Source organism: Corynebacterium suranareeae (genome assembly GCF_002355155.1).
Lineage (GTDB): Bacteria > Actinomycetota > Actinomycetes > Mycobacteriales > Mycobacteriaceae > Corynebacterium > Corynebacterium suranareeae.
This window is the reverse complement of record NZ_AP017369.1, coordinates 502266-526411: the sequence shown is the minus strand read 5'-3', so window position 1 is coordinate 526411 and position 24146 is coordinate 502266. Positions and strand designations below refer to the sequence as shown.

The window sequence follows — 24146 nt, the reverse complement described above, 5'->3', positions numbered from 1 at the left end:
TTCAACTCTCCTGCAATATTTGTCTAATTAGTGTTGGATTAGATGAAAATGGCACTCGAACGCCAAAAGATTCTTGATGCTGACCAAACCATGTAACTTCAGCACGACGAACTGGCCCTGCGATTCTTGGAAACATGGCTCCTATCCATTTGCCACCCCATACCAGCGACTTACAAACACGGTTTGGAAGGATCAGCGGTCTTTTTCCACCAGCTAGCTCTAATACCTGAAGGGTAGTCAGGCCCTCCCAGGGTTGTAATTGTATTGGAGACATTGCTCCAGAAAATGTTCCAACCATCCGCACGAAACAGCTCAACGAAGTCACGCTACTCACTACTGTTGGTTGATCAGCTGGAAAAGCAACACTTGCCAAACAGGATTTCGAAAACTTTTTTAAAGACTCTGTAGTTTGCCTTCCTATTCCCTGTACAGATGTGGCTCGAACTATCAATACTCTACAAGCTAAATTTGAGTGAATTAATTCAATGAGTGAAAGCTCTCCCAAAGCTTTTGAAAATGAATACGGTGAAAAGGGTGCAACCTCCGCTGTATCATCCAAAGTTTCTTTCTCTCCTTGAACTGCCGCAGAGCTCAATTGAATAAGCCTTCCAACTCCAGCTTCAGCCGATGCCATTGCAAGCACAGTTGGAAGCAATGCATTAGCGCCGAGCAATGCATTGAAATCACCAGAGTCAGGCTTAGCTAAACCCGCAGCATTTACAATCACATCCACGCCTTTGACTTTCATTGCTAAGTCGTGAACCACCGAGCTTGTCTGTGCAGCTTCAATAACAGATTGAGTTGTGGGTTGCTCGTTCAAGAGACTCATCCTCGGAGCTGAAATTGCCACAACCTCAATCCCAGCTTGCGTCAGTTCGCGGACTATGTTCTTACCGACAAATCCGCTAGCACCAAATACTGCCCACTTTTTAGGTTTCCAATCAGTTAGCTCTGAATAAACTGGTGGTTCAGCCACTTTTTTAATATAATATTTCATTTAATTCCTCTACGAAGGATCGTCGGCAGGAGGAGATAGAGAGCTGCAATTACAAACAAAAGAAGAGCTCCAACTACTTGATCAAGCTTTGAAGTGGCAACTGCGAATGCGACAACTCCACATCCTGCCGTAAATAGGGTGACGATTACCGCAACTTTTATATGAGAGAGCTTTCTGTCAGTGAGCTGTTGGTAGACATGAGTCCGATGCGCCTCAAATACTGGCTTACCTGCTACAAATCTCCGAGCTAGCGTAAACCCAGTATCGGCCCAATAAATAAATAATGGCGCAATTGCAACAATCCAACTAACTCCGTCAGCCCATGCCAACATTGATGTTGAAATGATCATCGAACCTAACAAATAACTTCCAACATCTCCGAGGAACATTCCAGGCGATATCAAATTCCATGGCAAAAACGCCACAAAAATCAAAGACAGCACCAACCCGCTCAAGACCAGCCATTGCAATGAATATATCCACCCCGAAATAGCGAAGATTAAACCAACAACGAAGCCTTGAAGTGCCGATATTCCATTAATTCCGTCCATAAAATTGGCCGCATTGATGTTATATGCAAACACGAAAACTGCTATTCCACATGCAGCTATTCCCACATTTTCACCAAGTAGTAGAAAGGTAGATAAACCAACTCCTCCAAGTAGCTGGAGAGATGCTCTGACTTTCATTGGTAGACCTTTTAAGTCTTCCACCAATCCCACTAACGCAATAGCAATCGAAACTAATGCGACAAATTTGAAATTAAACAGCTCAATATCATCAATCACTAAAAATGAATATATCGATGCTGCAACTAGCGCGATCATGGGGGCAATTCCGCCACCACGTAGAGTTGGCTTGGTGTGTGATGACCGACTATTTGGGACATCAAAGACGTTGAGCTTACCTAAAACTGCTCGAACTAGTAACGGTGCGAACGCGCTTATTAATCCAGCGATCAATATTGCAGCCGATAATGAATAGCTCATTAATCCAACCATTTCATCTTTAATTCAAACTTCCGCATTAATACTGTAGAAACTAATTTTACGACTAGCGTTGAGACATCCTTGTCCTGCTCTTATACCAAAGAGCCTAGTGAGCTCGCTTTCCTGCTCGTTCCATAAAACGATCCCTATCTAGGTTTTTGGGAGCCAAACTCTCCGCATGTGCATGAGAGATCTTTGAGTGGAATGGACGGTCTTCCGTCTCGCCTTCTCCAACCAGCTCTTCGTGCATCTTTTCACCTTCACGAAGTCCAGTGAACACGATGTCAATATCTTTACCTGACATCGCGATCATGCGCTGAGCAATCTCAAGGATGCTTACAGGTTCACCCATGTCAAGAATCAGAACCTCACCGGAACGTCCAATTCCACCAGCTTGCAGAACCAACTGACATGCCTCTGGAATTGTCATGAAGAACCTAGTGACATCTGGATGTGTCACTGTCAGAGGTTTATCCTCCATGATCAATCGTGTGAAGGTTGGCAGCATAGAACCGCGGCTACCAATGACATTTCCGAAACGAACGGAGAGGTACTTACTGGAGGAATTTTTGCCGTACCAAGCAGTCAGTTTTTCGGCTACTCGCTTTGAGTGTCCCAAGACGCTGGTGGGGTTGGCCGCTTTATCGGTGGAGATATTGACAAAGGTTTCGACGTTAACGGCTTCAGCGGCAGCAAGAACATTTAGAGTTCCCAAGACGTTAGTCTTCCAGCCTTCATCTGGATACTGTTCAAGCATTGGCAAGTGCTTGAGAGCTGCGGCGTGAAAAACAACTTCTGGGCGTCGCTTCAAGAATAGCTCTTTCAAAGCATCCGCTTCACGAATATCAGCAAGTACCACTGCATCTGTATCAAGAAGACCGTTGCCAGCAACGTTGATCAGAACTTGCTGCAAACCGGTCTCATCACGGTCCAGCATGATCAACTCAGATGGTCCATATTTAGCAATTTCCGTGCACAGCTGCGCACCGATCGAACCGCCAGCACCGGTAACGAGAACACGCTTGCCAGTGAGGTAGCCAGTGATCTCTGAAACGTTGGTTTCAACTGGTTGGCGACCAAGCAAATCTTCAATAGAGAGATCACGAAGATCATTGCCACGAACGCCCTTTGACACCACGCGGTCAATTGCTGGCATAACTTTGACTGAAAGGCCGTTCTTATTTGCTACATCCTGGACCCGCCTCAACAACGCGGAGTTGGCATCACCGATAGCAACAATCAACAGCTCCGCACGGGTATCGGAAGCAACGCTCGCGATATCATCAAAAGTTCCAAGAACTGGGACCCCACGAACTCGTTGCCAGGCTAATTCAGGATTGTCATCAATGACACCAACTGGGCGGAAAGGCGATTTCGGATCCGACATCATCCATTGAATTAGGTTTGTACCAATGTATCCACCGCCAAGAATCAATGCAGGTGTCGAATTGGCCGCTGGACGGCGCAGACGCTCAACGCGCATACGAGCAAGGTAACGAATGCTCAAAACCATGACGAGTGCCAAGGGAATAACAAGCAGCATTACTCCCCGTGAGATTCCTAAACGCTCCCCCAAGAACATCGATGCCATCCAGAGGACAACACCAACAACGATGACGGAAATGGAAACGTTAAGCGTGTCTTCAAAGCTTCCGAAAGGATAACGCAGACCTTTTCGATACAGGTGAAGGACGAGGCCAAGTACAAACTGCAACACAACTGCAGCAATGGCAAACCCAACATAAGCTGCCCAATTGATGGAATCGATGTTGAATTCATACCTCAAGATGACACCGATAAACAACGCAGCAACCCAAGCTAATGCGTCATTTAAGAAAAGTACCTTTCCTACAGGAACTGAACCCCTAAGGTCTTGACCAGCCTTGCCAGCTATTATTGCCATGATTGTCCACCATCTTCAGAAATAAACTGGGTCTGACCAACCCAGGCCAAAATTGATTCTCCAAATCGGGTTGCTGCGATTTGACCAGCATCCTCACCAAGGAGCTCAGTTTCCAGACACGTACTGTTATCTGAGTCCTGCGTACCCGCACTGAACTGAATGCCGCGACACACACCGGGCTGTTGTGCCATCAAGACTTGGTCACCATTTGAATGCCCTACGTTCAGAGCACCATCAATATGAATCGGATCCGACCACGTTGTGCCACCGTCAGTTGTGGAAATGATCTGGCCGTCTGTACACAGCACATCTACATTGCTGTCGGTTCTCGCAGAGATCGAGAGTGCCTCACACCCAATCGTTTTTGTTCCACCAGGTGCTGTCAACTGAGTAGGAGTTAAAGGATTCAAATACCAGGTACCTACTGCGGAAACTGGCTCCTGCCAGTTTTGGCCTTGATTAGTAGTTCCGTAAATCCTCGGCTCACAGTCTGCATTGAGTGCCACAACAAAAATGTCTGAGGTACTTACTGGAATGAGTCGGAGTACCTGAGTCGCGCTGGTTTTAGTAAAGGATTCTGAAGAGACCCACGTTTCTCCACCATTGGTGGAAACCTCTAGCATGCCGGGGTCCGTACAAGTACCAACCTCTGCCCGCACCGCTGTATTTTCATATTGAGCAATTTGTCGCTGCGGTGCTACTAGCGGCACTACTTCTGCCCCTGCCGCGTCACTTTCCACAATTGAAGCCTCTTCAACTACTTCAGCAGGAGCTTCAGTGTTTGCCTGCTCTACGAAAGCATCTTTAGTCGTCGAAAAGCCTTCGTTTTTATCGCTTTCTTTTACGCTTTTAAGGGCAAAAACCGAAAGCGCTCCAGCCCCAACCAAAAGCACGACAATAACAAGAATGCTTAACCATATAGGCCAAGCACGTTGGCGTTGACCCACCCGATACTTCCTCGCCATTAGGCAGACTCCAGTGCTTTGTTCAAATAAGAAGCAATCAAACGAATAGCTGGAATTAGCTGACTCGCCGATGCCTCATAAACCGATTGACTCTTTCCGTACGGGTCAACAATATCTTCATCTGCGGGGTTATCCAGAGGATTCAATTCACTGCGGCTAAGACGAGCAGCCTCGACTGTCGCATGAAGCCTCTCGATCGCAGAATCCCCTGCCAGATTGAGCTCTTCCTGCAGATCAGCATCAGTTGTTACCTCAATTAACCTGGCAAGATCAACAACAGTAAAAACCTTACGGGTTGCACGCGGACTTAGCTGGACAATTGATTTTCGATGCCCCCGATCCAGCGCAAGAATGAGATCAGATTGGTTTATGAGCTTCTCAGTAATCTGCTTAGCTCGGTGCCCCTCAGGGTTATCTATGCCCTGTTGACGTGCGATTTCCAAAGACTGCTCCGGCATAGGCGAATCAACCATCGCCTGAACACCGGCAGAATCAACGCGGATTATATCTGCCCCCGGAAGCTCAAGCTCAAGTAGCTGCTTAGCTAACGGGGAGCGGCAAATGTTTCCAGTACAGACAGTGAGAATAGTGAAGCTATTGCTCATTGTCAGCCTTGGTGGTGTCGGTGTTGGTGGTGTCGGTGTTTTCGGGCTTTGGGGCGTTGATTTTGGAGGTGTCGCCGTAGCCGTAATTTCCGTAGCCATAACCAGCCACAGACTTTGGAGGAAGCATCGTAGCGACAACGCCAACAACATTGGCATCGGCATTGTCAAGCGTGGACAGGGTAGCTTCCAGCTCAGGTTTCTTCGTGGAACCTGCGGAGACGGCAATCAGGATGCCAGCCTTGCCATGACCAATAACCGCAGCATCGGTAACCGCCAACGCTGGAGGGGCATCGATGATCACGTAATCAAAGCTTTCCTCAAGCTCCGCGATGACCTTGTCCATCTCAGCAGAACCAAGCAACTCGCTCGGGTTCGGCGGAATGCGACCGGCCGGGAGATAGTACATTTGAGTCCTACCCCAACGCTGCAACACATCATTAACCTCAGCCTTGCCAATGAGAATGTCAGTCAGACCTGCGTTGCCCTCAACTCCGAGGTACTTGCTTACGCGAGGAAGTCTCAGGTCAGCTTCAATCAGTGCCACACGGGAGCCGGCCTCCGCAAGCGCCAAAGCAAGGTTTACAGAAGTGGTCGACTTACCTTCACCCGGATTAGCGGAGGAGAAAACAAATACCGAAGATGAGCCGCCGACATTAAGGAACTGCAGGTTAGTACGCAAAGTACGGAAAGACTCAGCAATAGCACTATGTGGCTTGTGCTTAATGATCAACGGGTGCTTCTCAACCTCAGAATCCGCAACGATTCCACCCAGAAGTGGCTTATCAGTAACTTCTTCAATATCGCGCAAGGAATGAATACGAGTATCCAAAGCCGCACGAAGCACTGCAATACCAACACCGACTGCAAGACCAACGAGAAGTCCCAGAAGGATATTCATCAAGACGTTAGGGCTGACCGGAGAACTAGGCTCCAAGGCTTCCTGGGTGGTAGTCAGGTTAACGGGGCTCATGCCCGTGCCGGTATCCGGTTCCAATTCAGACTGCACAACGTTTTTGAAGCTCTCCCCCACTGCATTGGCGATCTCAGCCGCCTGCTGAGGAGAGGGACTAGACGCAGTGATGTTAATCAACGCAGTATCAGCAGGAGAAGCCGCAGTGATATGAGAACTCAGCTGATTAGCCGTCAGCTCCAGACCCAGCTCATCAACAACCGGCTCTAAGACAACACCCGTCTTAATGACATCAACATAACTATTCACAATCTGACGCGAAAAGTTAGCACCCTGAACCATGTCAGAAGTCGTTCCAGCCCCCGAACGCACCGAAACATACAACTGAGTACGAGACTGATACTCCGGAGTAGCCAAAAGCGAAAAACCTGCGCCTGCAGCAACACCAAGAATGGCTGCAATAACAATAAGCACCCAATTCTTTATGAGGATCGTCGCGTATTCCCGTAATTCCATATTTTGCAGTCCTCTTGCAGATCATTTTTTAACCAATAGAACGTTTGCAACTCACTGACTGCCAAGAAAATGCCAGAAATAATCCAGCGCTGAATAGGTCAGAAGCTCAGTTTCCTTAATTTAGCTTGAAATTGATTTTAGTTCAGCGCAATTTCCAAATTTGTGGGGCAGGACATGAAATTTAAGATACATAGCAGGCGTTACTCTTATGCAGGATTTAAGTTATTTTCGGATTGACCTTAGTATTTCTTAGACGCTTTCGATTCGTGATCTCAATTTGAGGGGGTACTTCTAGGGGAGTGAACGACGGGAAGTATTTGAATTTAAAGGCATTAATTGAGTGGGATCTATTCGGCTTTGTTTATCGGATTCTTAACAGGATGATTCCGAAAAGCTGAGATGCCTGTTAACGTTGTTGCTTGAGTTCTCGATGTAAATGAAAGGTGCGCCACATTCTATTCCAAGATGCAGTGCACAACGGGCTGCTAGCCCAGCTTTGGTTTATATTATCGATAAGTGGGTTTACGCCCTGCAGCCCCTAACTGGTCATGTAATGGCGAGGGTCAGGGCTACCAACCACAAGTTCACGAGGGAAAGACGTATGAAGCTTCTTCGCCGTATCGCTGCACCAGCCATTGCGCTGGGAATCGCGATGTCCACAATTGCCACGCCATCTATTGCAGGCGCTGCTGAGCTAACCCCGGCAGACGTTGCAGGCGACACTGCACAATCCACCATCACCGATGGCGTTCCTGAGAATGAGCAGTCCGTTCCTCGCTGGCGCGCATACGTCAACGCAGCAGACGAGCGCGTCAAAGAAATGTGGGCATACTCCCCTTCCATGGACCGCAATGTGCCACTGGTAGTTATCACTGCCGATGAGTCCGCAGGTCCTCGTCCTGTGATTTACCTTCTTAACGGTGGCGACGGTGGCGAAGGCGCAGCTAACTGGGTTATGCAGACTGACGTTCTGGATTTCTACCTGGAGAAGAACGTCAACGTGGTTATCCCAATGGAAGGCAAGTTCTCGTACTACACCGACTGGGTAGAAGAAAACGCCAACCTCGGTGGTAAGCAAATGTGGGAAACCTTCCTAGTCAAGGAACTTCCAGGACCATTGGAAGAAAAGCTCAACACTGACGGCCAGCGCGCAATCGCCGGCATGTCCATGTCGGCAACCACTTCCCTACTCTTCCCTCAGCACTACCCAGGCTTCTACGATGCAGCAGCATCCTTCTCCGGATGCGCAGCAACCTCCAGCCTGCTCCCATGGGAATACCTCAAACTCACCCTCGACCGCGGCAACGCAACCCCAGAACAGATGTGGGGAGCACGCGGTGGCGAATACAACATCTACAACGACGCACTGATCAACTCCGACAAACTACGCGGAACTGAACTTTACGTCTCCAACGCTTCTGGCCTAGCTGGCGAATGGGAATCTGTAGATAGCCCACGCTTTGAAGGACTCAACCAGCAGGTACAGTCCGTTGCAATGGCAGAAACCGTAGTAACCGGCGGCATCATCGAAGCTGCAACCAACAAGTGCACCCACGACCTCAAAGCAAAGCTTGATTCCGCAGGAATCCCAGCCGACTGGAACCTCCGCCCAACTGGCACCCATTCATGGGGCTGGTGGCAAGATGACCTCCGCGGATCTTGGACCACCTTCGCCCGCGCATTTGAGCTAGAGGCCTAGAAACAGATTTAACATTAAAACCGGCTGCCTTTTAAGTCTAAAAGGCAGCCGGTTTTGCCATCTTTATTGCCTCGCCATACTAGGCTCGCCCTTTTCGACGGGAACTCGGATAGGCTTCTGTAAAACCATCCCCGTCGAAGAGAGACTCGTGGCTGAAATAACCACCTCATTAGTAGAAAAAATTCGCTCACCCGCAGTCCAATCAGATGCACTGCAGGTTTTTAAATCAGCACTTGCTGCGACAGTCACGTGGTGGATTTCGGTTAACCTCCTCCACTCCCAACTGCCCTTTTTAGCTCCCTGGGTAGCATTAATGACGATGCAATTCACCGTCTACCACACCTTTATCAGTGGAATTCAAACTGCAATTGCTTCTGTCATCGGAGTTGGACTTTCCTTTGTCATAGGCACTTACTTAGACGTCAATGTGTGGACTTTTGGCCTTGCAATGGTCATAGGATTAATAGGTGCACGAGTACCAAAGCTCCGCGCGGAAGGAATAGGGATTGCTACTACATCCATTTTTCTTCTTGCCTCCGGGTTTGATGATCAACAACCCCTTTTATACGACCGTATTTTAGAGATCCTGCTCGGCGTGGCTGTTGCCATAGCCATCAACCTCATCATCTTTCCTCCCTTACGCGACCAGGAGGCAAACATGGTGGTAGGAAGCTTAGATCGGAGGATGGGTGAGGTTTTGCAAAAAATGGCCGATGAGCTTGCAGAAAAGTGGAATATCGACAATGCAGATGAGTGGCTGGAAGAAATTAATTCTATTAACAATGACTTAGAAAAAGCGTGGCACTCCGTGCGGTTCGCTCGAGAAAGCCGCCGGATTAATCCTCGTAAAATCCGCATCCGAGGGGGCCGCCCGCAGCCTACGGAAACCAGCTATGAATCAAACCTCACCCGCATTGATGAAGGGATCGCTCATTTACGCCACCTTGCCCGGACTCTTCGTGATACCCCGAATATAGATTCCGATTGGGATCCAGTATTCCAACAACAGTGGGTATCGCTTATGCGCGATGCCGGAGCTCTGCTCGCAGATCCGAATCAGGAAATTGATCCTATCCGCGACCGACTTTCTAAACTTTCAAGTGAAATGAGTGAGGATCAACAATTAACTTCAAAGAAGTGGCCTATCTATGGTTCTCTCCTCACCAGTTTGTTTCACCTTTCTTCGCTTGTCGATGATGCTGTGACCACTAGAAAAGCGGAAGATAAAGAGCATAATAGTTAAATTCCCCGTAATCATCTACAGCACTCACGGGCTATGTGTGAAAGTGGCATTACACAACTCTCTTTTAGCCCAGAAGCCTCAGAGCAAGAGTGTTTAGTAACCGATCAGCCACGTCACAGTTGCTGGGGTCTGACACTATCCCCGCCAGGCGTAAACACTCCGATTCAACTTCATCCTAAGATTTTCAAATCAATTCCATCTTGCATAGATAACGAACAGACCGTGGCATGTGTGTAAAGCGTTTACATCCAACCCAACCCAACTTCGATTCCCCGCGGGGTAAATATAACGCGGGTGGTATCTCATTGAAGTTGCATTGGGGCTGGGTGGATTGTGGCCGAGGGGGCGTCGATAAGCAAAAAGCTTGCACCGGGCATGTAGCTTAACGGGGTGCCTGCGCGCTAGATACCTGGAAAATAGCACCTCCTATACACCCAAAAAAGGGGAGCACTGACAGAAAATAGTAATAATTTCGACAGCTAGTGCCAAGATGATTGGCATGCGTAAAACCATCATCACCATGCTCGCGACCACCGCGATCGCCTTTTCCACCATCTCGCCAGTGCAGGCGCAAACCGTGGACACAGACACTGACACCTCCGTGTCATCTGAACTAAGCAGTGGCACAAGCTCAGGAAGTTCAGAGGATTCCGAAGATTCTGACCTCTCCAACCGGGACATCATCTTCGGTATCGCAGCTATCGCCGCAGTCGGCGGACTTATCGCAGGTGGTGTGCACTGGGCAGTACAACAGCGCATGATCCCAAATCCCCTCCCAGGAATCATTCCAAATCCCCCAGCATTGGCACCTCAGGCGCCTGCTCCCGCCCCTGCCCCTGCACCTCAGGCCGTCGCTCCTCAGGCCGTCGCACCCCAGGTTGTCGCTCCTGCGCCTGCTCCAGCCCCAGTACAGACCAACCGCACCTACAAAAACTGCACCGAAGTATGGAACGTCCTGGGAAGGTCCATCCGCCAAAGCGATCCAGGCTACGGCACACACCTCGACCGCGACCGCGACGGCATCGGCTGCGAATCACGCCCTCGGTAGTTTGGGTTTTAAGTTCTGGAAGATTGGGAGCTGTGGAGACTACGGAAGTTATTGAGCCTCCTGAGACTTCGGAGATCTCTCCCGTACTTCTATCCCATTCGGTGTTGCAGTTGGAAAAGACTCTGAGTCCTACTACGTGACTCTTGCCCTAATTGTGGGTTAATCACGACTGATCAAATTCCAATTGGTCTTTTACTAGGCCTAAAAGGCGTCACAAACTAACATTTTGTGGCGCCTTTTATTCCCTCGACATTCTGAGAGCCAAACACTTCAAAGCAGCAAGTAGAGCGCAAACATCTCATATACTGTGGAAACTCGGGATTGTAGACCCGACCCCACCTTCTCGTCTCTTGCACCCACGTTTAACCCGCCAGAAGAAAGAAAATGCGGGCAGCACGGTGCAAAAACATTCCCGCACCGATTCGACAGGACTGTGCGACTGTTGCACAACGCAATCAGTAAGTGAGTCTCATCGTGGCACCCGGCAGATCCGGCGATTTTCCGGGTGCCACGATATCAACATTTGCCTCCTACCGCTCCCAGACGCGGTGAGAGGCAAGAAGCTCCGTCACCGGGCCCGCAGCCTGGGAAGGAGAGTCGACGGCGACGATACCGGGCTGGTCGACTGCGACGCGAGCAGCACCCAGTGCGACGTCGGCATCCGGCCCGGCGAGGATGATTGCCTTCTTGTGACGCTCAAATTCACCCAACATTGTGTCCACCTCCGGGATCGCAGGAGGGTTGACCACCACGACAGCATCAAACTCGATGGAGCGCGCGGTGAGGTAGGTGCGCGACACGGAGACCTCTGCGCCGTCTGTAGTAACGGTGCCGCCCTTATCCGAGACGATCAGCGGGGTCACGCCGTCGTCGAAGAGGGTATCCAGAAGCGTACCCACACCACGGAGGTCTGCTCCGGAGTTGATTAGAACCGCGACCTGACGGCCGTCGACGGGCCAGGTGCCGCCCACCTGGGACAGAGCAGGCGACGGTTGCACATCGGCGACGTCTTGAGGCTCCGGGTAGGGCAGACCTAGGTTGTCCGCGACGGCTTCTGCCAGGCCTTGGTCCACGTGGGCCAGAACGTCAAGGTATCGGAGCTTGACGTTCTCCTCGTAGCACTTGCCCAGCTCGAATGAGAATGCGTCGGTCAGGTGCTGCTTCTCCACGTCCGACAGGGACAAGTAGAACATGCGCGGCTGCGAGAAGTGGTCCTCGAAGGTGGCCGGGTTCTCACGGGTGATGTGGCCCTCAACGGGTTGCGGGACATCGATAAGTGCACCCTCGTTCACGCTCGCCTCGGTTGGGTTTCCCCCGTCCAGGCTGTTCGGCTTGTAGGGTGCGACGCCCGTATGCGCGCCCTGCTGGTACATGCCGTCGCGGAGGTTGTCGTTGACGGGCGCGTGCGGGCGGTTGATCGGCAGCTGGGAGAAATTCGGCCCGCCCAGCCTGCTGATCTGGGTGTCCAGGTAGGAAAACAGGCGTGCCTGTAGCAACGGGTCGTTGGTCACGTCAATACCGGGAACCAGGTGGCCCGGGTGGAAGGCGACCTGTTCGGTCTCCTCAAAGTAGTTGCCTGGGTTCCTGTTCAAGGTCAGGGTGCCGATGATCTCCACCGGGGCGAGCTCCTCCGGGACGATCTTCGTCGGGTCGAGTAGATCAATGCCCTCGAACATCTGCTCCTTGGTGTCCGGGAAGACCTGAACACCCAGGTCCCACTCAGGGTAGGAGCCGGCCTCGATGGCGTCGGCGAGATCGCGACGGTGGAAGTCCGGATCCACGCCACCGGTGATCTGCGCTTCCTCCCACACTTGGGAGTGGACGCCGAGACGTGGCTTGAAGTGGAACTTGACCAGGGTGGTCTCACCGGCGTCGTTGATCATGCGGAAGGTGTGGATGCCGAAGCCTTCCATGGTGCGGAAGGAACGGGGGATTCCACGGTCCGACATGTTCCAGAAGGTGTGGTGAGTGGCCTCCGTATGAAGGCCCGCGAAGTCCCAGAACGTGTCATGCGCACTTTGCGCCTGGGGGATCTCCCGGTCCGGGTGCGGTTTGGCAGCGTGAACGACGTCCGGGAACTTGATGCCATCCTGGATGAAGAAAACCGGGATGTTGTTGCCCACCAGGTCCCAGGTGCCCTCATCGGTGTAGAACTTCACGCCCCAGCCGCGAGTGTCGCGCACGCTGTCAGCGGAGCCACGCGAACCCAGCACAGTGGAAAAGCGCACGAATACGGGGGTTTCCTTATCCTTGGTAAACACACCCGCCTTGGAAATCTTAGAGGCTGCACCATTGGCTTTGAACACGCCGTGTGCGCCTGCGCCGCGCGCGTGGACCACGCGCTCAGGGATGCGCTCGTGGTCGAAGTGGGTGATCTTTTCGCGGAAATGGTGGTCCTGCATGAGCAAGGGGCCACGGGTGCCGGCGCGCAGCGAGTGGCTGGTCTCGCTCAAGCGTGCCCCCTGAGCTGTGGTCAGGTACTCACCCTGCTGGGCGCGGGGATCGGACTCGCCGGCGCCGATGTGGAACGGGCAGCCAGTCGGGGAAACAGCCGACGGCGGCTGCTGGTCCGCTTTACGTTCGGGAGGCGTGGTCGGAATAGTGGGCTCGTTCTTGTCTGGGGTGGCATTGCCTGGGGTGCCGGGGGCCTTATCGCCCTGCGGGGAGGCTGCGGGGTTGGACTTCGGGGCCATCTTCTCTCCTCCTACAAATCGGTTATTGGGTACATACGCGAGGATAGAGAAAACCAGCCTGACGAGTCAGCCCCCACGCTCTCACCTGGGGACTGTCGAATCCCGATGGGTGTTTTGGTGGTTTCCCGGGTCCGTAAGCGTGACGACGCCCACATGTCCAAGTGCCGACTCCGCCTCTGACGGTGCGGGGTGAAGCCGATTGTGCAACGCAAAGGGGTTCTCCTGGTCGTGCAGACGCCTCCTACAGGAGGTAGCATCCACTTTCATCACACCCTTTCCACGCGCAAAGGATGACTGTCGTGACTGGAAAGAGCAGAAAAAGTTTCTTAAAGAAAAGCAAGGAACCTCCCGCCATGAGCTGTTGGTAAAATTTCAACCCGCTTGGCGAAAGACCAAAAGCCAAGCAAATCGATTCCGCGTCAGCGCAGAGGGGATCAGGGATGTGCTTATGGTCGCTCCCCGAACCGGCTGGAAAAGCACTTCCACATAAAGGCGTCGAACCAGGATAATAATCGGGTCCGCCCTACCGATCCATACCCGAAAAATGCAACGACCCCTAATCTAAGGCTAGGGGTCGTGGGGTGAGGTGAGTCAAACGACATTAACGCTCGCAACGATACGGATAGCATCAAAGATGAACTAGACGCCATGCTCGGAGCAGCCCGCTTCGAAAACGACCCTCTGCCAGGCGGACCACACGGTCCTTGGCTTCCTGGTCAAACTTCTTTGGCACGTACCAGATTTTCCCATCTACTCAGACGGAACAAAACCTGGGACACTTCAGAGTTCACAGCAGAAACTATCCCGCTTGTCGTTCCTTCCGGGGTGTGTCAGACGTGGTGTCCCGGCAACAAGATCACCCAACTTGATAGGAGTGGCCGGGGATGTATGGGCAAATTAGTAATAAGGGGCTGTCGCCGGGGAATACTTTGTCCGCATACCTCCAACAACATGGATGAGCAGCGTGAAAGAACAACTCAATCAAACTGGCTCAAAAACTAACGAGCACAAATGAAAAAACTCGGCAGCGCTACACTGCCGAGTTTTTCGATGGGGCATTTAGTGAAAAAGTAGTGATGGATAGAAAAATACGCCACCAGAACCCTACAAGTGCCGGATCAGGGCCTTTGCATTTCCCTTATCCACAACACAACCTTTAGGCGCGGGTAAAACACCTATAAGGTAACTGGCCTGCGCCTGTTCCTCACAGTAGAAGCTATTAGTTTCCGGTGATTTTATTAAATCCCTCAGCCACCTTGTCTTTGGCCTTCTCGGCAGCGTCCTTAGCACTGGACTTAACCTGGTCGGCCTTGCCCTCAGCTTCCAAAGTGTCATCTCCGCTGGCTTTTCCTGCTGCTTCTTTCGCCTTACCTCCGAAATCTTCAGCCTTGTTTTTAAGCTTGTCGTCTATACCCATGAAAAACACCTTTCAAAGAGAATGAGCTTACAAGGCCGATCCTAGCGAACCTCTAACGCTAATTTCTATCTTCTCAGCATAATGTTTCTTAAAGACCGCACAGATGAATCCAAGGGCGGCAGGTAAGAAAGGCACGCTAACAGCATCTCCTCTGCCTTCCCGGCGCGAGCTGAGAATAAGAATCACGGCCTTCACTAACGCAATAACCCTGAAGTTTTTGCAGCAGAAATAGGTCGTCTCTTAATCCCCGGGCTATGCCACCAGTACGTTTCATCAAAAGAATGATCAACTTTTCTAAATCGTTCTCGTCAGTCTGACCCACGGTGATCAGTTCCAGGAAATTACACCCATGCCTATCAAGTTTTCAACAGGCACATGCGCCAACGAGATAGCATTTTCATTGTTTTAAGCCACTACCCCGTGGCGCTAAGAGCCACCAGGTCAAATCCGGCGATGCGGTAGTAGAAATACGGAGAACCAGGTCTTACACAGGGGACTTTCACATGTGTTACAAATAGTAAAAGCGCTGAAGTGCTTCCACCCCAGCGCTTTTACTCCCACTTGCCAATACAAAATCTAGAACTATAAAACCGCATAAACTCCCGCAGAGATCACAAACCCTGCTAGTGAGAACACAGTGGACAAAACCGTCCAAGTTTTCAAGCCCTGTTTCACTGATAACCCTTGGTATTTCGTGACAATCCAGAAGCCCGAGTCATTAACGTGGGACAGTCCCAATGCTCCGAATCCAATGGCCAGTGCTATCAATGCTGTCTCGGCTCCGCCAAGTCCTGCTTCTGCAATTGAGGTCGCAAGCAAACCGCCGGTGGTCAGCATGGATACCGTTGCGGATCCTTGGGCTGCTCGTAGTGCAAGTGCCATCACATAAGCCATCAAAATGAGTGGCATATTGGTTGCAACAAGCATGTCGGAAAGAACTTGTCCGATGCCGGACTCCACCAGTACGTTGGCAAAGCCGCCGCCTGCGCCGGTAACAAAGATGATGATCGCTACGGCCGGGAGTGCGGAGTCAATAACTGATGATCCATGCGTAAGCGACCATTTTTGCTGGCGCCCTAAAACAAACCAGGCCACAACCACTGCGACAATCAAAGCAACTGGTGCTGCACCAACGAAGGAAATAATAGAGTGCGCTGTGCTGCCTTCTTCAGTAATTAACGCGCCACCGGTTCCGATCAGGATCTGCAAGATAGGCAGCAGGATTAATCCAATCACTGTCCATGCTGATGGCGGGTTGGTTACGGCTTCTGGCTGTTCCATGGCTGGTGAATCGCCAAGTTCATATTCCCCAAGTTTGAATAGCTTTGCTGCAAAGTAGCCGATCACAGTGGTTAATGCGGAGATTGGGAGACCAATGGCAAGCATCGTTCCAATATCTGCACCCACAATTTCAGCTGCCGCCACGGGTCCTGGGTGTGGTGGAAGTGCCACGTGGACTGTGAGCAGTGCACCGGCAACTGGCATACCAATTTTGAGTGGGTGGATACCTGCTGCGCGGGCGAAACCGAAGATGATCGGTGCCAGGATGATGAATCCGACGTCGAAGAATACCGGGATGCCCAGAATGAAGGCTGCAGAAACAATCGCTGCGATAACGCGGGTGGGTTTGAGCATGTTGGTGAAGTACCGGGCTAGTGCATCAGCACCTCCGGATACTTCGATCATTCGTCCCAGCATCGCACCGAGACCAACCACCACAATGACAGACCCCAGCGTGTTACCAATACCCTTGGTCACCACGCCTACTGATTCAGCAAGTGGGATTCCTGATAACACTGCCGTGGCAATGGAAACAATCAGGAGGGCTAGGAATGCTGGGACTCTAGCCCAGATAACTAACACCAGCAGAACTGCAATGGCAGCAAGGCCTAGCCCGAGGAGTGCAATACCGGTCATCCTTCGATCCTTTCAGGTGCAACAACACGAATGATGGAGGAATCGTCTTCAGCGCCCATGCCTCGGACAAGTCCCGCGAGGTATTCTTGCTCCGCTGCAGCGGCTAGCGGGACACCAAGTCCTGCTTTGCGTGCTGCATCGGTGACAATGCCCATGTCTTTTACAAAGATATCTAGGCGACTTTTCACTTCTACTGGCTCTTCGCCGTAAGCCTCAAGCATGCGGGCACCACGATCACCCAGCATGAATGAAGAGGCCGCGCCACCCATGAGTGCGTCCAATGCCACCTTTTCATCAAGTCCCAAACGGTTCGCAAGCGCTAGGGCTTCGCCAGCAGCTGCGATGTGAATACCGCACAGCAATTGGTTAACAGTTTTCATTGCCTGCCCCTTGCCAGCTGCATCTCCCACGCGAACCAAGGTGGAGGACATCGCTTCCAAAACAGGCAGTACCTTGTCGTATGCTTCATCGTCCGCGCCGACGGTGACCAGCAGGTCGCCTTCCCCGGCGCGGACGGGGCCGCCGGAGACGGGGGCGTCGACAAGCAAAATCTTTTGCTCTTTAAGTCGTGGGGCAACTACGTCGATGGCTTCGATGCCCACGGTGGATGTGACGATGATGGCTGCGCCTGGGGTGAGGACGGAGGCGATTCCGGTGTCGCCGAAGAGTGCTTGTTCGAGCTGCGCCTGGTTGCGTACTGCGAGGAGAACAGCGTCGGCGCCGGTGGCGGCTTCTTGGACGTTGGTGTAGACATCAATCCCGGCGCCTTTGCCGAGCGCGAGGCGTTCCTCAGAGATATCAACGCCGCGGACGGTGAAGTCTGTGGCCAGGTTGGTGGCCATGGGAAGTCCCATTGCGCCGAGGCCAACGATGGTGATGGTGAAATTAGACATGAAAGTGAAAACTCCTTTTAAGCGTGTGAAAGTACGTGGGCAACGTGGACGAGTGATTGGTCATCGCCGACATTTCCGGCGAAAACGATGTAGGGGACGCCTGCTGCGGGGCCGTCACCTAATTGCCAGAGAGAAATGATGCCGGGCTGCATGGGGCCGATCACCGTGGCGCGGGTCATTTCCAGGCCGCGGCTAGCCACGTCGGATGAAGTGATTCCCCCCTTTGCGATGACAAACTTCGGCTTTACCGCATGCGCCGTCGCGTTGACCACCGCGATGAGAGCTCCGGACACATCACGCGCGATCGCCAGGGATTCATCCGCGGTTGCGCCGGTGACCAGCTCGCGGGAGGTATGCAACACAACATTGCCCTGGCTAAGTTGCTCAATGACCTTTGCAGACGTGGCCTCGAGGTAAGCGTCGCGATTGTCAGAAAGCACGGTACGCACATCCAGCTCCACGACCTGTGCACTGTCTTCTGCCAGCAATGCCTGAAGCTGGCGCGTGGTTGTCGGCACATGCGACCCAACCACAATCAACCCGCCCTGAACATCTGTGCTGGCAGTACGCGCCTGAGCTACCGCCTGCTCATCCAACGGCGCGGGCACATCCTGGCCAATCCTCGCGCGCATAAAAGGAGGTCCAACGCGATAAATAAAGTGGGCACCCTGCGCTTCAGCCGCGATGATAGCCAAAGAAAGCTGACGTAAATCCTGCTCAGTGACAATATCTGCGATAATCGGCTGGCGGTTTTTTGCCTCCAACAGCTTGGTTGTCACCTGCGCAAGATCTGCACGCAGTACATCGAGTGGAATCCGGATCACCTGCTCCGCGCTGGTCGCCCCGTCGGTTTTTTCTTCAATCCATTCCGCCAGGTCACTGTGCTGATAACCAAACGTGGCATCCTGAGCAAACTCCGACTCCCCGACCGGAATGAACCCATCGCGCGCGCTGCCCGCATAATGCACACCGCCCACCGTAATCCGCCCGGCATCGCCAAACGCAGGCACCACAATCACGCCATCAACCTGGCCATTTTGCTTTTCGACGCTCTCCGCCAGCACCTCAGGCTCCAGCGGAAAGTGCCCACGCAGCGTGGAATCGCTGCGCGATACAAAAGAAACCTTAATGCCCTGCTCAGCGGCGACTTGCAGTGCAGCCTCGGCGACTTCCTTGTTGATCTGTCTAGCATCTTCCGCTGACAGTGACCGTGAATTAGTCATCACATAAATGCCAGGCGCTTTTTGTTCAAAAGCCCATTGCAAATCTTCCTTTTCCCAGCGGGTGAGCACAGGAAGGTTGGCTACCGACTGGGTTCCGGTTGGATCGTCATCTAAAACGATGAAGATCGGTTCGGTTTTGGTGCCGTTTGCGGCATCCCGAACTTGCTGCGCTGTGACATCAACGGTTTCCGGCACCGTGGTTTGGTGCTGCTGCTCAAAAGCTTGGATGAGCTCCCGCAGGGATTTCTTAATGACTTGTTCAGATATCGGTTCAGACATTCCATCTCCTAGAGTCCTTAGACCTCTGAGGTCTTAGGACTACACAATAGGCATGATGGAACACCATTCAAAACATATGTGACTTAATTCACTAAATTAGTCCAGGAACTTATCGATATCCCCGCTTGTTTGATCCATATGCGCCCGCATCGCATTCTTTGCACCCTCCTGGTCACCCGCCTCAATCGCCGCCAAAATCTGACGATGATGCCACGCCGCACGCTCCCTCACCTCGGGAATCGAACTAGTAAGTTCCCTCGACGCCGACAACGCCGCATTTAACGGCTGAATAATCGCAGTCAAAAAGGGATTCTTTGTGCTTAAAAAAATCTGCTGATGAAACGCCATATCCGCATCCCTACATTCAGCAGCAAGCCCAGCCTCCGACGCAGCTTCATACCGCTCCACCTGACGACGCATCTCCACAACATCCCCCTCGGTTGCCCGCGCCGCCGCATGCCCACACGACCCCACCTCAATCATCCGACGAATCTCCACCAGATGATCCCCCACCTCCCGCTCCCCCATATTCCGCGAAACCATGCCGATCAAAGTCTCCACACTCCGCCACTGCGACTGCGGAACCAGATATGTCCCCCGACCGTGCTTCACCTCAACAATTCCGCGGTCGGCCAAAATGCGAATCACCTCACGCATCGTTGGCCGAGACACTTCCAAATACGCCGCCAAATCAGCTTCAGCCGGAAGCGCTTGCCCCACTACGAAATCACCATCCGCAATTCCATCAAGCATGCGATCGATACCCCGAGTAACCAGATCTTTGCGCATTTCAAAACTCCTTGATGGACTAAATCGCCGTGCAAGATAACACGGATTAGAACCATCCCCGCGCGTGCGAGGAAGGTCACTACCAGCGAAAACTTAAAAAATAATACAGCTTCTTTCACAGTACATCTTAATGAGGCGATTTATTAAGAAGCATGTTTGGACATTACTTTTCATTTTTTAAAGCAGCCCCCAGCCCTGAACGACAAGAATATAGCACCCATGCTATAGGGTAGTACTTATATAAGCTCTGTAATGTACATCACATCACCGCAGGAATCCCGTAATGTTTAGGTATGCAAAACATCACACGCAAGATCGCAGCTGCAGTTTTCGCAACCCCCTTGATCCAGTACGCAGAATCTTCGCATACTGGATCTTTCACCGGGACGAGGCTTTTGTCCCCGCATTAATCCGACACGTTCGCACTATCAGAAAATTTAAAGGCCTAAGATTTTTGCACAACACCTCCAAATTAGGGTAAGCACATAGCCGTTTTACAGTAACAGCAATTTATTAGATGTGGCACAGATAACATTTAGGTATGCAAAACATCACTCGGAAATTCGCAGCTGCAACACTTGCAGCATCCCTTTTCATCCCAACCACCATCACCGTCGCCAATGCTCAATCAAGTTTCGTGTCCGGCTCTTCTGAAATTGGATCTTCCAAGGTAGAGCTATCAAAAGCTGAAAGATTCCATCGCGGATACGCAGCCTACGGCGAAGCACTCGGGCACACCGCCAACCCATCACTCAAGCCATACGCACAAGATGTCCTCACGCGAGCACTTGATGGAGAATTCCCCCTCAAATACGGAGACTATTACTGGTACGACGCAGAAACAGGCATCAACTACACCATTGAAGTATGGACTGACGCTGAGATCGATTACTTCCTGTTCAAGCTGGACGAATGGCTCCTCGAAGCTGAAATCTACCCAGACAAGATCCCAACACAGTTCGCATTGGAAGTTGGCACCTCGGGCGCGGAGTACATCAGCGTCATTGCGCAGCAATATCCAATATGACAACGCTTCACCCCAATAAATCCCAACATGGTTTCAATGTTGGGATTTTCTATTGCCCGCCCCCCAAAAAACGAAAGTGGAATCTGAATGCACGTGAGCAACCTCATGAACACTTATCCATATTCCTAGGCAAAACTAATGTATAACTTATGCTATGCACACATTTAAGCGCGCCACCACAGTTGCAGCCCTAGCCTTTGCAAGTCTTCTCACTCTTGGATCTGGCATCAGCAATGCTCAATCTAGTTTTGTTTCAGGTTCCAGCTCTTTCGGTAACATCGGAGGCAATTTCGGTGGCACAGACAGTGCAACGGAAACCAAAGATCCCAAAGCTGTAAGTTTTAAAAACGAACTAGAAAAGTTTCACACCACCACAGGTCTTGTTAAAAGTTCAGAAGCTGAAGAAGTAGCAGCAGATTACTACCATCGTGCATTAAACAATGAACTCCCACTCCTTGAAGATCGATTCTTTACCGACTACTTTGATTCCACCTACGTGGTACTCGCAGTGATTCCTTCAGAAGAAATTGATCGAGAAATCCAGATCACGCAGCAGATGACAGCTGGCCTGGATCCAGAGAACCCGACTGAGTCTGGCGAAGTGGGAGTGTTGGTGGAAAAGAGTGATGGGCAGTACTACATGGTCACCGTATATCTCGGCTAGTCGCTAGCAGGCCGTCTAAGCGACTGACTTTTCCAAACATATATTTGTATGGTCGTGCCCCTGAAAACCGCTTAGAAGCGCTTCTGGGGAGGTTTGACTTTTCCAGTTCAAGGCCAATTTTTAGACCCGACCAAACAGGCGTGACAAGAATATTGAAAATCCCGAATCTTTGGCACGTGTGTTTGGTTTAAGCTTCTTCAAACCGGACTGGCGTGACAAAAAATCGGGAAAATCAGAAATCTTGGCACGCCTGTTTGTTTTTAGCAGTTGCCCGCCCCGCTCCGAGTGGTTTGTGGTGAAAACTCACTCGAACAAGCAAAAACGCGCACGGTAAAAGATCACTAGTCTGATCTTCATGACTGATTACACGTTCCTCGAAGATATTGACACCCCGGAAGCGCTCGCGTGGGCGGAAAAGTGGTCGGGGGAAAGCGTCGAAAAGCTAAAAAGCCCTGTTAAGGACGCCCTCGAAGCTAGGCTGCTGGCCGCGTTAGACACCGATGACCGCATTGCGTACGTGAGCAGGCGCGGGGAGAAGTTGTATAACTTTTGGCGGGACGCGCAGCATCCGCGTGGGGTGTGGCGCACGACCACGTTGGAGTCGTATCAAAGTGAAAAGCCTGAGTGGGACGTGTTGATTGATGTGGATGCGTTGGCAGAAGCTGAGGGCGAAAACTGGGTGTGGAAGGGCGCGGTTGTGCGTTCGCCGGAGCGGGATTTAGCGCTGGTTAAGCTCTCGCGCGGTGGTGCGGATGCCACGGTGATTAGGGAGTTTGACCTGGTTACGCGCACTTTTGTGGAAGCACAGCCGTTTGAATTGCCTGAGGCGAAATCGAGCGTGACGTGGATCGATGCGGACACGTTGTTGGTGGGCACCGATACCGGCGAAGGCTCGCTGACGGACTCGGGCTACCCGGCGCGCGCGGTGAAGTGGAAGCGTGGCACCCCGATTGAGCAGGCGGAACTTTTCTTTGAGGGTTCAACCCAGGATGTTGCGACTCATGCGTGGCGCGATTCTACGCCTGGGTTTGAGCGGATTTTTGCCTCGCGGTCTGTGGATTTTTATAACTCGCAGACGTATTTGGAGACGGCAGATGGGTTGGTGCTGTTGGATGTGCCGACTGATTGCGATGTGATCGTGAAGAATCAGTGGATTTTTATTAATCCGCGCACTGATTATGCAGGTATTCCGGCGGGTGGTTTGGGTGTGCTGGAATTGGATGCGTTCCTGGGAGGTTCCCGGGATTTTAAGGCAGTGTTTGAGCCTTCTGAGTCCACATCTTTGCAGGGGCTTGCTAGCACGAAGAATTTTTTGGTGCTTACCTTATTAAATAATGTGTCCACGGAAATCGTCACGGTGCCGTTGAGTGATCCGGTGGCAGAGCCAACTCGAATGGAGTTGCCGGAGCATGCGACTGCGCATGTGGTTGCTACGTCGCCGTTGGATGGTGATGAGGTGTGGGTGCACACGGCAAGTTTCACGCAGGCACCGACGTTGATGCGGGCGGTGCTTCCTGGTGAGCTTGAGGAAGTAAAGCATGCACCGTTGCAGTTTGAAAATGCTGGGCAGGAGACTCGCCAGCATTGGGCGACCTCGGCGGATGGGACGAAGATTCCGTATTTCATTACCGGCGAATTCTCAAGAGACAAGCCACGGAAAACGTTGGTCCACGCCTACGGTGGATTTGAGGTTTCGCTTACCCCTAGCCACTCCCCAACCCGCGGTATTGCCTGGTTGGAAAAGGGCTACTTCTTTGTGGAGGCCAACTTGCGTGGTGGTGGCGAATTCGGTCCGAAGTGGCATTCGCAGGCAACCAAACTTAATCGCATGAAGGTGTGGGAGGATCACCGCGCGGTGCTGGAAGACCTGGTGGAACGGGGCTACGCTACGCCGAAACAGATTGCGATTCGCGGTGGATCCAACGGAGGGTTGCTCACTAGCGGTGCGTTGACTCAGTACCCGGAGGCTTTTGGCGCAGCGGTGGTGCAGGTGCCGTTGGCTGATATGTTGCGCTATCACACCTGGTCAGCGGGCGCTTCCTGGATGGCGGAGTATGGCAATCCAGATGTTCCAGAGGAACGGGAGGTTATTGAAAAGTATTCGCCGGTGCAGAAGGTGGTGGGCGTCGATAAGCAATTTTATCCACCTGCATTGGTGACAACCTCAACCCGAGACGACCGCGTCCACCCCGCGCACGCGCGTCTTTTTGCGCAAGCTTTGCGCGATGCTGGGCAGGCCGTGGATTATTACGAAAACACCGAGGGTGGGCACGCGGGCGCGGCTGATAATAAGCAGACGGCGTTCGTGGAATCGCTGATCTACACCTGGATCGAGAAGACTTTGGACCAGCAGAGTAACATTTGATACC

General features: G+C 52.0%; 18 protein-coding genes. 6 read left to right on the top strand and 12 right to left on the bottom strand.

What is annotated here, in order from left to right; translation table 11 throughout:
- Nucleotide 1: 1 nt before the first annotated feature.
- From N24_RS02530 to N24_RS02505, 6 genes are all read right to left on the bottom strand, one after another.
- Nucleotides 2-997 (bottom strand): NAD-dependent epimerase/dehydratase family protein, encoded by a 996-nt coding sequence (locus N24_RS02530; RefSeq protein ID WP_096454049.1) that lies wholly within the window; start codon nt 995-997, stop codon nt 2-4.
- A complete protein-coding gene (locus N24_RS02525; protein WP_157736388.1) occupies nt 994-1986 on the bottom strand; it encodes an MraY family glycosyltransferase in 993 nt (330 codons plus the stop codon). The genes N24_RS02530 and N24_RS02525 overlap by 4 nt, the downstream gene beginning before the upstream one ends.
- Before the next feature lie 106 nt (nt 1987-2092).
- Nucleotides 2093-3889 carry a polysaccharide biosynthesis protein gene (locus N24_RS02520; protein WP_096454045.1) on the bottom strand — a complete coding sequence of 599 codons (1797 nt, stop codon included), beginning with the start codon at nt 3887-3889 and terminating at the stop codon, nt 2093-2095.
- Nucleotides 3880-4854, bottom strand: a complete 975-nt coding sequence (locus tag N24_RS02515; protein ID WP_231910841.1) for a WD40/YVTN/BNR-like repeat-containing protein — start codon at nt 4852-4854, stop codon at nt 3880-3882. Before N24_RS02515 ends, N24_RS02520 begins: the two co-directional genes overlap by 10 nt.
- The gene (locus tag N24_RS02510; protein WP_096454043.1) at nt 4854-5459 is read right to left on the bottom strand and encodes an arsenate reductase/protein-tyrosine-phosphatase family protein; all 606 of its coding nucleotides are present in this window, start codon (nt 5457-5459) and stop codon (nt 4854-4856) included. Before N24_RS02510 ends, N24_RS02515 begins: the two co-directional genes overlap by 1 nt.
- A complete protein-coding gene (locus tag N24_RS02505; RefSeq protein WP_096454041.1) occupies nt 5449-6885 on the bottom strand; it encodes a polysaccharide biosynthesis tyrosine autokinase in 1437 nt (478 codons plus the stop codon). Before N24_RS02505 ends, N24_RS02510 begins: the two co-directional genes overlap by 11 nt.
- 601 nt (nt 6886-7486) lie before the next feature.
- Here N24_RS02505 and N24_RS02500 point away from each other — a divergent pair.
- From N24_RS02500 to N24_RS02490, 3 genes are all read left to right on the top strand, one after another.
- Nucleotides 7487-8584: an alpha/beta hydrolase gene (locus N24_RS02500; RefSeq protein ID WP_096454039.1), complete on the top strand. Its 1098-nt coding sequence runs from the start codon at nt 7487-7489 to the stop codon at nt 8582-8584.
- A gap of 148 nt (nt 8585-8732) precedes the next feature.
- Nucleotides 8733-9827, top strand: coding sequence for an FUSC family protein (locus N24_RS02495; RefSeq protein ID WP_096454037.1), 1095 nt, complete (start codon nt 8733-8735; stop codon nt 9825-9827).
- A gap of 499 nt (nt 9828-10326) precedes the next feature.
- Nucleotides 10327-10875 carry an excalibur calcium-binding domain-containing protein gene (locus N24_RS02490; protein ID WP_167382000.1) on the top strand — a complete coding sequence of 183 codons (549 nt, stop codon included), beginning with the start codon at nt 10327-10329 and terminating at the stop codon, nt 10873-10875.
- A gap of 530 nt (nt 10876-11405) precedes the next feature.
- On the opposite strand, the gene N24_RS02485 is transcribed toward N24_RS02490, so the two are convergent.
- From N24_RS02485 to N24_RS02460, 6 genes are all read right to left on the bottom strand, one after another.
- Entirely contained in the window at nt 11406-13568 is a 2163-nt protein-coding gene (locus N24_RS02485; RefSeq protein ID WP_096454033.1) for a catalase, read from the bottom strand.
- Nucleotides 13569-14787: 1219 nt separating this feature from the next.
- On the bottom strand, nt 14788-14985 hold the full coding sequence (locus N24_RS02480) for a CsbD family protein (RefSeq protein ID WP_096454031.1): 198 nt from the start codon (nt 14983-14985) through the stop codon (nt 14788-14790).
- A gap of 582 nt (nt 14986-15567) precedes the next feature.
- A complete protein-coding gene (locus N24_RS02475) occupies nt 15568-16902 on the bottom strand; it encodes a GntP family transporter (RefSeq protein ID WP_096454029.1) in 1335 nt (444 codons plus the stop codon).
- Entirely contained in the window at nt 16899-17795 is an 897-nt protein-coding gene (locus N24_RS02470) for an NAD(P)-dependent oxidoreductase (protein ID WP_096454027.1), read from the bottom strand. The genes N24_RS02475 and N24_RS02470 overlap by 4 nt, the downstream gene beginning before the upstream one ends.
- Before the next feature lie 17 nt (nt 17796-17812).
- Complete coding sequence (locus tag N24_RS02465; RefSeq protein WP_096454025.1) at nt 17813-19297, bottom strand: four-carbon acid sugar kinase family protein; 1485 nt, start codon at nt 19295-19297, stop codon at nt 17813-17815.
- 96 nt (nt 19298-19393) lie between these two features.
- On the bottom strand, nt 19394-20086 hold the full coding sequence (locus N24_RS02460; RefSeq protein ID WP_096454023.1) for a FadR/GntR family transcriptional regulator: 693 nt from the start codon (nt 20084-20086) through the stop codon (nt 19394-19396).
- Nucleotides 20087-20627: 541 nt separating this feature from the next.
- Between N24_RS02460 and N24_RS02455 the strand changes: the two genes are divergently transcribed.
- The 3 genes from N24_RS02455 to N24_RS02445 all read left to right on the top strand — a co-directional run bounded on the left by N24_RS02455 (nt 20628) and on the right by N24_RS02445 (nt 24142).
- Nucleotides 20628-21113, top strand: coding sequence for a hypothetical protein (locus N24_RS02455; protein ID WP_096454021.1), 486 nt, complete (start codon nt 20628-20630; stop codon nt 21111-21113).
- Between the two features lie 154 nt (nt 21114-21267).
- Nucleotides 21268-21777 (top strand): hypothetical protein, encoded by a 510-nt coding sequence (locus tag N24_RS02450; RefSeq protein WP_231910839.1) that lies wholly within the window; start codon nt 21268-21270, stop codon nt 21775-21777.
- Nucleotides 21778-22132: 355 nt separating this feature from the next.
- Nucleotides 22133-24142, top strand: a complete 2010-nt coding sequence (locus N24_RS02445; protein ID WP_096454019.1) for a prolyl oligopeptidase family serine peptidase — start codon at nt 22133-22135, stop codon at nt 24140-24142.
- Nucleotides 24143-24146: the final 4 nt, after the last annotated feature.